At 56.3% G+C, this 14512-nt stretch carries 12 protein-coding genes; all 12 read right to left on the bottom strand.

Annotated features, from left to right (window positions below):
• Positions 1 to 28 precede the first annotated feature (28 nt).
• Positions 29 to 1765 carry an NADH-dependent [FeFe] hydrogenase, group A6 gene (locus tag M891_RS0116850; protein WP_028539646.1) on the bottom strand — a complete coding sequence of 579 codons (1737 nt, stop codon included), beginning with the start codon at positions 1763 to 1765 and terminating at the stop codon, positions 29 to 31.
• 18 nt (positions 1766 to 1783) lie between these two features.
• Complete coding sequence (nuoF, locus tag M891_RS0116845; protein ID WP_198032043.1) at positions 1784 to 3670, bottom strand: NADH-quinone oxidoreductase subunit NuoF; 1887 nt, start codon at positions 3668 to 3670, stop codon at positions 1784 to 1786.
• A 16-nt stretch (positions 3671 to 3686) separates the two neighbouring features.
• Complete coding sequence (gene nuoE, locus M891_RS0116840) at positions 3687 to 4190, bottom strand: NADH-quinone oxidoreductase subunit NuoE (protein ID WP_016314692.1); 504 nt, start codon at positions 4188 to 4190, stop codon at positions 3687 to 3689.
• Positions 4191 to 4227: 37 nt separating this feature from the next.
• A complete protein-coding gene (locus M891_RS0116835) occupies positions 4228 to 6519 on the bottom strand; it encodes a thiamine pyrophosphate-dependent enzyme (protein ID WP_028539644.1) in 2292 nt (763 codons plus the stop codon).
• A 61-nt stretch (positions 6520 to 6580) separates the two neighbouring features.
• On the bottom strand, positions 6581 to 7573 hold the full coding sequence (locus tag M891_RS0116830) for a 2-oxoacid:acceptor oxidoreductase family protein (protein WP_016314694.1): 993 nt from the start codon (positions 7571 to 7573) through the stop codon (positions 6581 to 6583).
• 104 nt (positions 7574 to 7677) lie between these two features.
• Entirely contained in the window at positions 7678 to 8736 is a 1059-nt protein-coding gene (gene hydE, locus M891_RS0116825; protein WP_051417067.1) for a [FeFe] hydrogenase H-cluster radical SAM maturase HydE, read from the bottom strand.
• Between the two features lie 481 nt (positions 8737 to 9217).
• Positions 9218 to 9499, bottom strand: a complete 282-nt coding sequence (locus M891_RS0116820) for an RNA-binding S4 domain-containing protein (protein WP_016314696.1) — start codon at positions 9497 to 9499, stop codon at positions 9218 to 9220.
• Positions 9499 to 9771 (bottom strand): HU family DNA-binding protein, encoded by a 273-nt coding sequence (locus M891_RS0116815; RefSeq protein WP_009226339.1) that lies wholly within the window; start codon positions 9769 to 9771, stop codon positions 9499 to 9501. The genes M891_RS0116820 and M891_RS0116815 overlap by 1 nt, the downstream gene beginning before the upstream one ends.
• Before the next feature lie 195 nt (positions 9772 to 9966).
• Positions 9967 to 11463 (bottom strand): nucleoside triphosphate pyrophosphohydrolase, encoded by a 1497-nt coding sequence (gene mazG, locus M891_RS0116810; protein WP_028539642.1) that lies wholly within the window; start codon positions 11461 to 11463, stop codon positions 9967 to 9969.
• Positions 11464 to 11590: 127 nt separating this feature from the next.
• Positions 11591 to 13222, bottom strand: a complete 1632-nt coding sequence (locus M891_RS0116805) for a putative polysaccharide biosynthesis protein (protein ID WP_028539641.1) — start codon at positions 13220 to 13222, stop codon at positions 11591 to 11593.
• 204 nt (positions 13223 to 13426) lie between these two features.
• A complete protein-coding gene (gene spoVT, locus M891_RS0116800) occupies positions 13427 to 13969 on the bottom strand; it encodes a stage V sporulation protein T (protein WP_016314699.1) in 543 nt (180 codons plus the stop codon).
• Between the two features lie 366 nt (positions 13970 to 14335).
• The coding region (locus tag M891_RS0116795; protein WP_028539640.1) for a group II intron maturase-specific domain-containing protein at positions 14336 to 14512 on the bottom strand (177 nt) is incomplete at its 5' end.

Raw genomic sequence — 14512 nt, 5'->3', positions numbered from 1 at the left:
TAAGATGCCGTAATCACTTCTGAATCCCTTAATAACGGGAGCGCACCAAATAGTGCGTGTGCAAATACTGATGGCTCTTGTGACTGTTCGGCTCCTCCAAAAACTCGCGATAAATCTGCTGGATATACGGGTTCTTATGCGATTTGCGCACCGTAGACGCTTCGTCCTCATCATAAATTGCCTTGGCACGAGCAGCCTTCACGTCGAGAGTATCCCGCAGGCTCGCGCCAACGATCGGCTGCCCGCCGCCGCAGATACAACCGCCCGGACAAGCCATTACTTCGATAAATTCGTATTGGCGCTGACCGGACTGGATCATCGACATCAGCTTGCGGGCATTGCCAAGCCCGTGCACTACCGCCGTGCGGATCACCCGCCCGTCCGGCAGCTCCACCATCGCCTCTTTGATTCCGTCCATTCCGCGCACAGCGGTATATTCCACCGTCTCCAGCTCTTCGCCGGCAATCAGCTCGAACACGGTGCGAAGCGCCGCTTCGGCCACCCCGCCGGTGGCACCGAAGATCACGCCAGCTCCCGAGGCTTCGCCAAACGGGTTGTCGAATGTTTCACCCTTCAGGTTCACAAAATCGATCCCCGCCTCTTTGATCATCCGCGCAAGCTCCCGGGTTGTCAGCACGTAATCGACGTCCGGGAACGACTCGTGAGCCAGCTCCTCGCGCTGCGCCTCGAACTTCTTCGCCGTACACGGCATGATCGACACCACCACGAGGTTCCCCGGATCGATCCCCATCATTTGGGCGAAATAGCTCTTGATCATTGCCCCTTCCATCTCATGCGGCGATTTGCAGCTCGAGAGGTTCCCCCTCATATCCGGAAAGAAATGCTCCACAAATTTCACCCAGCCTGGGCAACAGGAGGTCATCAGCGGCAAGTTCTCCCCGGTGGCCAACCGATGCATCAGCTCGGTGCCCTCCTCCATAATCGTTAAGTCGGCTGCAAAATCGGTATCAAACACCTTATTGAAGCCCAGCCGGCGCAACGCGGCAACCATCTTGCCTGTCACCCGCGTGCCGATCGGCATCCCAAACTCCTCGCCCAAGGCAACGCGTACCGCCGGCGCCGTCTGCACAACGACGAATTTATGCGGATCAGCGATCGCCTGCCATACATCGCCCACATTCTCCCGTTCCTGCAACGCGCCAACCGGACAAGCCATGATGCATTGACCGCAGTTGACGCAGACCGATTCGCCGATCGGCCGCCCCAAAGCCGGCCCAATCACCGTATTGAACCCGCGGTTCATGAACCCGATGGCCCCCACAGTCTGCACCTCGCTGCACACCGAGACGCACCGGCCGCACAGCAAGCATTTGGATGTGTCGCGCACGATCGACGGCGACGAGAAATCAACCGTCGACCGTGCTTGGCCTCCCGCATATCGCACATCACGCACCCCAATCTGATTCGCCACCTCCTGCAGCTCGCAGGTTCCGCTGCGCAGGCAGGTGAGGCATTCCCGATGGTGATCCGACAGAATCAGCTCAACCGTCGTTTTGCGGGCTTTCCGCACCCGCGGTGTATTCGTCCGAATCCGCATGCCGTCCTCGGCCACCAGCGTACACGAAGCGATCAGGCGGGGGCCCGATTCCACCAAGCAGACGCGGCAACTGGACGGATGGTTCATGCCCTGCAGATGACAGAGGGTAGGAATATGAATGCCTAATCCGCGGGCAGCTTGAAGCACCGTCGTTCCCTTCGGCACTTCCGTTTCAATATCGTCAATCCACAATTTCACCGTATCCATGCTCGAACTCTCCCCCTTTCAGCTCTTATAGATCGCTTCAAATTTACAGCTGTCGAAGCAAATTCCGCATTTGATGCACAGCTGCGGATCGATGACATGCGGCTCTTTCATCTCGCCCGAGATCGCTTCCGCCGGACATTTCCGGGCGCAGAGGGTACAGCCGCGGCATTTCTCCTCATCGATCGTGTACGTAATCAGCGAGCGGCACACACCGGCAGGGCACTTCTTATCGACCACATGGGCAAGATATTCCTCGCGAAAATACTTCAGCGTGGACAGCACCGGATTCGGCGCCGTTTGGCCAAGCCCGCACAGCGAAGCCGCCTTAATTTGCTCGGACAGGTCCTCTAACGCCTCCAGATCCTCCATCGTCCCTTTGCCCTCTGTGATTTTCTCCAAAATCTCCAGCAGGCGTTTGGTGCCAATCCGACAAGGCGCGCACTTCCCACACGATTCGTCCCGCGTAAAATCAAGGTAATATCGGGCCACGTCGACCATACACGTCTCTTCGTCCATCACGAGCATACCGCCCGAGCCCATCATCGACCCCAAGCTCAGCAGCGTATCGTAATCGATCGGCCGATCGAGATGCTCGCTCGTTAAGCAACCGCCGGACGGCCCCCCGGTCTGCACCGCCTTAAACGCTTTGCCGCCGGGAATCCCGCCGCCAATTTCGTAAATCACATCGCGCAGCGTAACCCCCATCGGCACCTCTACCAGCCCGGTGTTGACGACTTTGCCGCCCAAGGCGAAGACCTTGGTGCCTTTGCTTTTTTCCGTCCCGATGCTCGCATACCACGAAGCGCCCTCAAGCAGAATGATCGGCACGTTGGCCAGCGTCTCCACATTGTTGATCACCGTTGGCTGCCCCCATAGCCCGCTGACGGCCGGAAACGGCGGTTTTGGATTTGGCATGCCGCGCTTGCCTTCGACGGAGTTCATCAGCGCGGTCTCTTCCCCGCAGACAAACGCCCCGGCTCCCAGACGAACGCTAATGTCAAAAGAAAAGCCGCTTCCAAACAAGTTATCACCCAGCAGCCCGTAATCCCGGGCCTGCTTAATCGCCGTCTGCACCCGGCGCACGGCGATCGGATATTCCGCCCGTACGTAGATGAAGCCATGATTCGCCCCGATGGCGTAGCCGGCGATCGCCATGCCCTCCAGCACAGAGTGCGGATCGCCTTCCAGAATGGAGCGGTCCATAAATGCGCCCGGGTCGCCTTCATCAGCATTACAAATCATATATTTGGGCTTCGCCCGCTGCTTCGCCGCTGTCTCCCACTTCACCCCAGTCGGAAAACCGCCTCCTCCGCGTCCGCGCAAGCCTGCCGCCTTCACCTCGGCCACGACCTGCGCCGGCTCCATCGTCGTCAGAACCTTATGCAGCGCCTTATATCCATTCATGGCGATATATTCATCAATGTCCTCCGGATCAATCGTCCCGCAGTTCCGCAGCGCAATCCGCTGCTGTTTGTGGAAGAAATCAACCTCATGCAGCGGTTTGATCCGCCCGTCTTTCTCCAACGACTGTGAGTACACAAGGCGATTGACGATTTTGCCCTGAAGCAGATGCTTGTCGACGATCTCTGCCACATCCTTCACCTTCACCCGGTTGTAGAACACCTCCTCCGGGTAAATGATCACGACCGGCCCCAGCTCGCACAGCCCAAAGCAGCCCGTCCGGACGATCTCGATTTTGTCCTGAATCCCTTGGGCAGCCACCGCTTGCTCGAAGGCTTCCGCAATGAACATCGAGTCCGAAGAGGTACAGCCGGTACCGCCGCATATCATAACGGAACGCTCGGCAACGCCTCCGTCGACCGCCTCAACCTTCCCCAGCTTCCGTCGCACCAGGCGGTGAAGCTGCGCCGTTCGAATGCCTTCGAGATCCAACAACGTTTTCATCGTTCCACCATCCCTTCTAATGCGTCTGTACAGGCGTGCGCATTTGCTTCAGTATTTTCGGTATTTCGTTGGGGGCCAGCCGGCCATGCACCTTCTCTCCGATGGTCATGACCGGGGCTAAACCGCAAGCTCCCAGACAACGGGTGGCTTCCAACGTGAATTTTCCGTCGGCCGTTGTCCCTTGAACCGGAACGTTCAACTCCTGACTCAGGCGATCCAGTACGCCTTGTGCGCCCTTAATGTAACAAGCTGTCCCCATGCAGACGCGGATGATATGCTCTCCCTTGGGCTCCAGCGAGAAAAACGAGTAAAACGTCGCCACCCCGTAAATCTCAGCCATCGACATGCCCAGCTCCCGCGATACGATCTGCAGCGCTTCCTCCGGCAGATAGCCGTACATATCCTGAATCTCATGGAGCACCGGAATCAACGCACCCGGCAGCTGGCGGAACTGATTGATGATTTCCTCCACCCGTTGCAGCCGCTCCTCGTCCTTCGCACAACGACAAGTCTCTTCCATCCTCGCTTACTCTCCCTTCATCAAACGAATGCTGACCTTAAAGCAGCGGGCTTTCGTGCTTCAGCTTAAGCCGTTCCCAACGCCGGTTAACCTCTTCCTCAAAGGCATCGAGCAGCTCCTGGTCATGCAGCATGTGCTTCGTTTTGCCCATCAGCTTCAACCATTCCTGCGGTGAGATCCGCTTGTTCTTCGCCTCCGGATTATAAGTGATGTTCGTGACGCCATGCTCGATTTCGTACAGCGGGAAGAAGCAGGAGTCTACCGCCGTTTGCAGGATTTTCGTCCCGAGCTGATCTGCAGACCGCCAGTTGAGCGGGCAGGTACTGAGCACTTTTCCGTAAACCAAACCTTCATGTTGTGCATACCACTGCGCCTTGGCTGCCTTCATAATCAAGTCCTGAGGGAAGGCTTCCACCCCGGTGAACACGTACGGGATATTGGTCGCCGCCATGATCTGCGGAGTGTCTTTGTGATGGAACGCTTTCCCTTTCTGTGCCTTGCCGACGCCGGACGTGCTGGTCTGATGCCCCAGCGGCGTGGAGTAGGAGAGCTGCGAGCCCGTGTTCATGTATCCTTCATTGTCGTATTCCAAAATAATCATCTTGTGGTTCCGCAGCGCCGAGCCGATCGCCGGCCCCATACCGATGTCCATCCCGCCGTCACCGGTCACCATGACGAAGGTCACGTTATCCGAAACATCGATCTCCCCGCGGCGCTTCCGCTCCCAGAACGCCTCAACGACGCCAGCCACGGTGGCAGCCCCGTTCTGAAACAGGTTGTGGATGAACGTTTGCTTATGCGAAGTATAAGGATAGCCAGCCGTCACAACGTACGAGCAGCCGGTCTGAAACAACGTAACGACATCGCCTTCAATCCCTTTGAAAAACAGCTCCAACGAAGAGATCGCGCTGCAACCCGGACATGCCCCATGGCCCGGCGCCAGCCGCTTCGGCTTCGCTGTCAGACTGCGCAGCGGCGGCACCTTCACCTTCAGCTTGCCGGTCGCCTCATCCGGCGTCACTTGAATCAGCCCGCTGTTAAAGGCATCGCCATGCTGCGGCGTCAAGATCGGTCTGAGTTCGTGCACCGGATCGCCGGGGACCTGCCCGAAATAATCAAACGGTACCGCGGCTTCGCCTCGGTTCATCGCCTCCATAGCCAGGTTGAAGAACGCTTCCGCTTCATCCGGATAGAAGTCTTTGCCGCCCAGACCAAACACGCGGGACAACACAATCGTTTGATTCGCCGGATCCAACTTCAGCGCGGAGCGGATTTCATGCGTCATATTGCCGCCTTTACCGCCGTAGGAATCAGCGCGTTCGCCCACCAGCAGCGCTTTGACGCCCCGCAGCGCGGTGCGGATCTCCTCCGCCGGGAAGGGCCGAATGACGTTGGGCCGAATGAGCCCCGCCTTAACCCCCTGCGCCCGCAGCTTGTCAACGATCATCTTGGCCGTTTCCGCCGCCGAGTTCAGCAGAAATAAAGCGACCTCCGCATCTTCCATTTGATACAGTTCGAGCACCGGGTAGTCACGTCCCGACATCACCTTAAATTCAGCAGCGATTTGTTGATACACTTCGGCCGCCCGCTCCTGAGCCAAGTGCAACTGGTAGTGGTTATTCAACAGGTCGTCGCCGTTCATATGCGCACCAACCGAAATCGGCTGCGCCGGATCAACGACGTGATCAAATCCAACCGGCGGTGTATCCCCTACGAACGCCCGAACCGTCTTGGCGTCTTTGAAATAACTTAATCTCCGTTTCTGATGGGACGTAAAGAACCCGTCATAGGCAACGATCACTGGCAGCCGAACCTCTGGATGTTCCGACCACTTCAGCGCCATGATGTTCATGTCGTAGGCTGCTTGCGGGGTGCTCGCCGTCAGGATCAACCAGCCGGTGTTCAGCGCAAAATACAAATCGGAGTGGTCACCGCGAATGTCCAGCGGACCGCTGATCGAACGCGTCACCAAGTTCAGCACCATCGGGAACCGCGTTCCGGACTGGACCGGCAGCTGTTCGAGCATGTACATGAACCCGTTGGCGCTGGTCGCATTGATCACCCGAGCCCCAGCGAGCGCGGCCCCATAACAGATCCCCGCCGAGCCGTGCTCCCCATCCGCCGCAATCAGTTGGATATCATGCAAGCCTTGCGCCTTTTTCTGGTCTAGAATTTGGGCAATCTCCGTGGAAGGGGTGATCGGAAAATACCCCATCACATGGTAGTTGATCTGAGCCGCCGCCATAGCTGCCGCCTCATTGCCTGATTCGAAGGCCGTCGTTTGTTCCGCCAGCGTCATTTTTGTGATTTTCTCTTCGGTTATAGACATCGATAAAGTCCTCCTTTAGGCTCTTCTGCGAGTTCCATACACCTTGACCTTGGAAAAAACTCTACTGAAAGACGTGAGCAACGCGGTGGCTGTCGGCATATCCCGGCTCCTCCCGACGCATGCTAAGCGCCCCCGTTGGGCAGATTTCCACGCATTTCAGACAACCTTTGCAATATTGATAGTCGATGCCGCTCAAGAACATTTGCGGACGCCCCTTCTTGTCCTCCCCGGTCTCCCACACGAAACACAGATCAGGACAAACCGAGTCGCAGTTGGCACAATGGATGCAGCTGTCTGGATCCAACTCCGGTACAAACCCCTGCCGGGACCCGCTCAAATCCTTCAGCAGACTATTGCCTTGCGCCCGAATGATGCCGCCCAGAGCCTGCGTCTTATAACCGAGCAGCGGCTGCGGCCGTTCGAATTGCATCCCTTGTACCCCTTCGGGAGCCGGGATCGTCTGGAAACGTACTTCATGATATCCCCGGTCAAATGTGCGCAAATTGGGTTCCACCAAGTGCGGGTATTTTTTCTGGAACGTATGCTTAATCACTTCGCGCATCGAATCCGGATCGAGAAAATCGCATATCCGGAACAACGCCCCCAGCATTGAGGTGTTCACCTTCGTATGTTCGTCGATGGCGATCCCCATTGCGTCCACCACCGCCAGTGTCCCATAAGGAAACTTCAGATCGCGCCGTATTTCCTCAAAATCGCGGGTCGAGTTCACCAGCGCGATCCCGTCAGGCTTTAAGCCGCTTAGAACATTGACCGTCTTGTGCAGCGCTTCATGGAACACGCCAATGACGTGGGGTTCCTCGATCGGGCTGTGATCATGAATCTCCACGTCCGGCTCACAGAAGCGGATGAAGCTCTTCACCGGGGAACCCTTCTTCTCCGAACCATAGGACGAGAAGCTGGCACCGTTGAGGCCAAGCCCCAGCACCCCGGATTCCGCCAGCATCTTCCCAGCCAGGTTGGCGCCGAGCCCGCCGATGGATTCCAGCCGAATTTCAAAAAAGCCAAGGTCATTGGTTTTAGTCAAAATGCTCATTCGCCACGTCTCCTCTACGTTTTGTTGTGAAATATTTCACGAATAATAACAAAATGAAACTGCCGCCTTTCTTTGACTCAATCGACTGCTTGGCAAACGATGGACTATGCATGATGGCGGCTTGCCAGCGCCTTCAAGCTGTCCCCCCTTCCCATATCTACGGAAAAGCCTGCGGCTTCAATCCGCAGCTCAAGGCAATGCCTGCACTGGGCGGATTCATCCCCCGTGCAGATTTTGTTGTTGTACAAGGCGTATTTCTTGCGGACGGCAACGGGTGACAGATTGGGCATGACCACATTGGCCCCGGCCTTCAGCGCCAACTCCCTGCCTTGCGGGTGTAACGTACCGAGCGCAGTCGTCGCGGGTATTAAGGCTTCGGGAAGGAATAGGCGGGCCAGCGCGACCATCACCAGCGTATCCTCCAGCGACCCGGCCTTCGCCTGAGCAAGCGGCGTCTTGTCATGGGGAATAAACGGGCCGATGCCAATCATGTCCGGGTTGAGCGCTAGGAGATAGATTAAGTCCTCCGCTAAATCCTCCGCCGTCTGGCCGGGCAATCCGACCATAAAGCCTGCACCCACTTGATAGCCGATCGATTGCAGTGTCTCCAAACATTGGCGCCGGTGATCAAAGGACATCGAAGGATGCAGTTCCTGGTACAACCTCCGGGAAGCGGTTTCATGACGCATCAAAAAGCGATCCGCCCCCGCTTCATACAGCAATCGGTAGGTGCCCGCCTCCCGCTCGCCGATGGATAAGGTGATGGCTGCATCCGGAAACCCGCCCTTGATGTCCCGAATTAAGGAAGCCAGCAGATCGGCTGTATACCAGGGGTCCTCCCCGCTCTGGAGCACAAACGTGCGAAAGCCCAGCTCGTATCCTTCCCGGCAGCACTCGAGAATCTCTTCCGGGCTGAGCCGATAACGTTCCGCCTCACGATTCCCCGCCCGCAGTCCGCAATACAAGCAGTTCCGCCGACAGTAGCTCGAAAATTCAATCAAACCGCGCAAATACACCTTGTTCCCATAAGCCTGTTCCCGCCTGAGACGGGCCAAGCGGAAGAGCTCCTTGCGCGTTTCGACATCCATATGCTCCAGTAGATCGACGAGCTCCACCTTGGAGAGCTCCCCCCGCGCATAGAGCTTGTGCACGAGCTGTTTCATCAGGCAATCATCCTTTGGAAAGACTGGATTATGGACCTTGGTATACCCTATGGCTGTCGTGAAAAATGATGAACGAAATAATTGTGAATATTTTCACTTTGTAAGCGTTTTAAATTGTCTTCGTTGATTGAATCACCCCGATTTCTTCATAGTGAGCTGCGACCTTAAGCGACGATAGGTCTGTTGTTAAGTGGGATGGTTACAGCGTCTGTTGGTGGCTTGATGATCCGAAGATGGTTAGTTCGATGGTTCGTTCGATGGAAAGTTGCTTGATCGTTAGGTGCGATTGTGATTCGTGGATGTGTGCCGCGTGCGCAGCGTCGATGATTTCGACATGAGGTTGACACAGAGGAGTTTTCTAAGAAGTGTATTTACTATATTACCATGAATTCACAGTTTGGCTAGGACTTTTTTTACACTCTTGTGAGGTAAAAAAAGAGCATGCCCCGAAGAAACGGAGCACGCTCTGAGCGTCACTATGTCAGGACCAGTCCAGACCGGTCTCTTTGGCGATCGGCTCTTCCTTGATTAAGGTATACATCGAAGCAGCTTCTTCCTTACGAGTCGTTTCGACCAGACGTTCGACGCGCACGGTCACCAGCTTCTGGCCGAATTGAACCGTAATTTCGTCGCCCACCTTCACCGTACTGCTCGGTTTGGATTCGCGCCCGTTGATCAGAACTCTGCCTTGTTCGGAGACGTCCTTCGCCACGGTGCGCCGCTTGATCAACCGTGATACCTTCAGGAATTTATCGAGACGCATTATTTTACAGCTTCTTTAAGTTTGTTGCCTGCTTTGAATGCTGGAACAGTGGAAGCTGGGATTTCGATTGTTTTGCCGGTTTGCGGGTTACGGCCCGTACGACCGGAGCGTTTGCGAGTTTCGAACGTACCGAAGCCGATCAGTTGAACTTTGTCACCGCTAGCCAGTGCATCGGTAATTTCACCGAGAAAACCATTCAATACGGATTCAACGTCTTTTTTCGTCAAACCGCTTTTGCTGGAAATGTTGTTGATCAGATCTGTTTTGTTCATTAATAATGCCTCCCAATAATTAAAGAAATAGGTGATACCTTGGCACTATAGGCTTCAGGCCTGCCTTCAAGCCTACCAAGCACCAGATGGTTATCTTTGTAAGAGTATTCTTGCTTGATTTGAAAAATCCTGCACTCTCAGGGAACTTTTTTTGCTTTTTTCGCAAAAAAACTGAAATTTAGTCCTTTTCTCCCATCATTCCCGTTCTTTCGACTTAGCTTCGTCCCATAATTTGTCCATTTCAGCTAATGTGCTGTCGCCAGGTGTTTTGCCCAGATCACGAAGCCGATCCTCCACATAATGGAACCGCTCCGTGAATTTGCGGATCGTCCGCGAGAGGGCTTGCTCCGGATCCACCCCGATATAGCGAGCCACATTCACCACCGAGAACAATACGTCGCCCAATTCCATCTCCTGCGCCTCGGCATCTTGCTTCTGCGCGACGGCTTCCCTCAGCTCGCGGATCTCTTCCTCCAGCTTGGACCATACCCCGTCGATGTCCTCCCAGTCGAATCCGGCCTTGGCCGCCTTCTTCTGAAGCTTGTACGCCTTCATCAAAGCCGGCAAATCGCGCGGCACCCCGCTGATGACTGATTGGCGCTCCGGCTGGAGGCCTTTGCGTTTCTTCTCTTCGGCCTTCATCGCTTCCCAGTTGTTAAGCGCGGCTTCAGCATCCTCGGCACTCAAATTCCCGAAGACATGCGGATGACGGTAAATGAGCTTCTCATTTAGCTCCTGGATGACGTCATACACCGTAAAAGTGCCCGTCTCCTCCTCCATCTGAGAGTGGAGCATAATTTGCAGCAGCAGATCGCCAAGTTCCTCGCGCATGTGGTCGGGATCGTCGTCGTCGATCGTCTCCAGCACCTCGTAGGTTTCTTCGATGAGATTTTTGCGGATCGATTCATGCGTCTGCTCGCGATCCCATGGGCATCCGCCCGGGCTGCGCAATATCGACACGATCTCATGAAGCCGCTGGAAGCTGCGGTTACGCAGCGTATCGTCCTCGCTGGCTGGGACATAGACCAGGGACAGGTTCCCGTAACCCGTAATCCGATCCAGCTCAAACAGCGGAACGCGCTCGATCCGCTCTTGGCCCGCTACCCCAAGGGCATGTCCCACAACGACCGGATAATCGTCAGGCAGCAGCTCCATCAGCCCCAGCTTGACTTCTGAAGCGGTGATCTGGTCATAGACTTGTCCAATTAGCGTATGCCGTCTTGGGTCAATCGCTTCCCCTCGAACCTCCGAGGCGTCTACCAGGAGGAATCCTTCGATCGGATCAAAGCCCAGGCGAACAAACGCTTCGTCCAGAAAGCTCTCCCCGCCAATGATATCGAGCGAGATTCCCTGCTCCGGACAGCGCTCCCGCAACAGCTTCACCGTCGCTTCGGCCACCTGGGGATGCCCGGGAACGGCGTACACGATATGCTCTCCCTCCTGACCTGCTTTGGCCCGCGCCAACAGTCTGGAGGCAATCTCCTCATAAACGGAAGGAAAATCGTCCTTCGCTTCGTACACCTCGTCAAACGAAGTAAAATGAACGCCCGTCTCCTCCAGCCAATCCACCACCGGATGGTCCTTCGTCCGGACGTAACGTTCTCCCGCCTCCTGCAGCCGCTTCAGGCTGCCTAAGGTCAGCCGGTCGGGATCTCCCGAGCCGAGGCCGACTACCGTAATGGTTGCGCTCATGTTATGCCTTTCACTCCCTGTCCGTTCAGCATGTTATTACTATACCATTGCTGGCGGTCAAACTGAAATTTTCTGCGTCACATCCGCAAAGTTCAACTTCGTACGGCCCTTACGCCAAGGCGAAGCGCTATGGCAGCAGCCTCAGCTTCCGAAGCAGCGTCAGCAGCTTCGGGCCGACCCGCGGCAGGGCGCTCAGCTCTGCCGCGCTCAGCAGCCGAGTGCGCAGCACGGCTGCAACGAACACCGCTGCGCCAAGCAGCACGCCGAGCAGGCTCACCGCCGCAGCTACCCCGCGGCCCATAGGCAGCTCGGCGGCGGCGAGGCGCAGCGCCAGCACCGCGGCGGCCATCGCCAGCGCGGCCGCCGCCGGGCGCCCCAGCGCGTCCCGCAGGCGCGGACGCAGCTGGACCCGGCGCAGCAGCAGCGCGGCGTTCAACGCCGCTGCGGCGCCGTACGCGGCGACGCCGGCGATGGCGGCGCCGGTGATGCCAAGCTGCGGCACGAGCACCGCGTTCAACGCGGTCTTGAGCAATGCCGCAGCGAGCAGGTGCAGCGCCGGAGCGCGCACGTGGCCGAGGCCCTGGAGCAGGGCACTCGTCGCCGCGACCAGCGCGCCGGGCGCCGCCGTCCAGGCCACCCAAGCCAGGGTGGCCGATCCCGCCGCATCCTCGTACAGCATGACGTTGATGGGCGCGGCCAGCAAGGCCAGGCCCAGCGAAGCCGCCAGGCCGATCAGCCAGAACCAGCGCAAAGCCAGCTGCACCTGACGCCGAATCGCTTCGGTGTCTCCCTTCATCTGCAACTCAGCCATCGCGGGCACAAACAAGACCGACAGCGACGTCGCCAGCATCGTGACGAGCTGAACCAACGGGATACCGCGGTTGTATATCCCCACCTGGGCCATGATCCGCAGCTCTTCCCCATGGGCGGAGAGCAGCCGCGGCAGCGTGAACGTATCCACCAGGCTGATCAGCGGCACCCCCAGCGAAGCCAAGCTGATCGGCAGCGCAACCTTGAGGAGCTTGGACCATTGCTGCCCTTTAGTCTGAGGAAACGGCGGATCGGCCTCCGCTGAGGATTCAGCTTGCCGCCGCTGCCGTGAAGCACGGGTATAGCCCCGCCAATACAACAGCATCACGGCAAGCCCTGCAGCTGCCCCTGCGGAGGAGCCGACCAGTGCCCCGCCGGCAAGATCCGCATCAGCGGCTCCCACCCGGCTTAACGCCAGCAACAGGACGATCATCACCGTGACCCGAATGGCTTGCTCCACCACCTGGGAAACCGCCGTTGGCGTCATATTTTGATGTCCCTGAAAATATCCCCGCAGCGCCGCCGCCACCGGAATGAGCAACAACGCGGGCGCCGCTCCGCGAAAAGCCGGAATCAACAAGCTGCTTCCGATGAGCTGCGATAAGATCGGAGCGCCAAAATAAAGCAGCACCGCAAAGGCAACCCCCAACCCCAGCATCGTTGCCGATGCCAGTCGCAGCACCTCATTACGCTCCCTTTCCCATCCAGGGGCCTGGCGTTCCGCGATAAATTTGGCTACCGCCGCCTGAAATCCCGAGGTCGTGAGCGTAACTAACAGCGTGTACAAAGGGTAAACCGTATTATAAATGCCAAATACGCCGTCTCCCCCGATATTTTGCAGCGGGATCTTCTGCAGCATTCCCAGCAGCTTGGTGATCAGCGCCGCCGCGCTCAGAACGGCCGCTCCCTTGAGCAGTTTGGAGGATAGGCTTTCCTTCGTTTCCATCATGGCAACCTACTTTGCTTTAACAGTCATCAGCATGTTTTAAAGCTAACAGGTTCCATTATAAGACGAAACGGAGGCTATCGCCATTTCCTAAGTTCAACACAAAAAAACTTACACATTCCTCTACGTTTCGGACGGACGGCGTCCGCCCCAAACAGCGGTGTGTGTAAGTTCCTCCATGCGTCTTGCAAATATTTTGCGTTCTTTCTACTGCTCCATCTGTTTTGCGAGAAAACCGGCAGCGGTCTCTGCCATTTTCGATTCCAAATCGGACATTTTTACAGCATCGTCCTTGTTCACAAGCACCACCGTCCCAATTGGGTCCCCGCCGGCAATAATTGGCGCTATCACAAACGAAGAGATGTTCTCCGGATGATCCTTCGTAATTTCGTACGACCCCGACTCGGTTTCCATGATAATCTTGCGGCCATCCATACTGCTTTCCAGCAAAGAGCTGATCTGCTTGTCCAGGTACTCCTTCTTGGAAGCGCCTGCGACAGCAATGATGGTATCCCGGTCAGAGATTAAGGTAATATGGCTGGTGCTCTCATACAGCGACTCCGCATATTCCTTGGCAAAATCGCCCAATTCTCCAATCGGCGAATATTTCTTCAAAATCACTTCTCCATCCCGGTCCACGAAAATTTCGAGCGGATCTCCTTCCCGAATCCGCAACGTCCGGCGGATTTCCTTAGGAATAACAACACGGCCTAAATCATCGATACGGCGTACAATACCAGTAGCTTTCATTTCACTTGATGCCCCGCTTTCTTAGAAGTTTTGAACTACGGCTTGATTTTTTAAAGCTTCACCTAATCGGACTTTATACGTAATCTGCGGCTTACGCAGATGTATGCGCCATAAGCTTCGCCAAAACGAGCGGCCGAAGGTGGGGACAGGGATGGCTTGTTCTGTGATTCTGACCATAGTATTCATCCCGGGCGAACACCTTATTCATCATAATGAACCATGATTTTTAACAGTTGGATGTGTATAAGGAGCCGCAAGGCCGTCCTAGAGTGAAAGGCTGGGCGAGGCCCAGCCCCTCCTCATCAAACCGTACGTGAGGTTTTCCCTCATACGGCTTTCCGATGTTCGTCATCATGAGCATGCAGATTACAAGAGCGTTTTAAGTCCATATTGAATAGACAAAGACTTCACTTCGCGCAGCGAACTCAACCATCGTCTGCGTTTGTGTTTCTTAGCATACCACTTCGCAAACCGCTGCCGGATATACCAATCCAACTTCGCCATCTTCCTCTGGCTGTAAGCTGTGTAGTAGTAATTGCGCCA

The sequence above is a fragment of the Paenibacillus sp. J14 genome, from assembly GCF_000518465.1.
Classification (GTDB): Bacteria; Bacillota; Bacilli; order Paenibacillales; family Paenibacillaceae; genus Fontibacillus; species Fontibacillus barengoltzii.
This window is presented reverse-complemented; position numbering and strand designations above follow the sequence as displayed.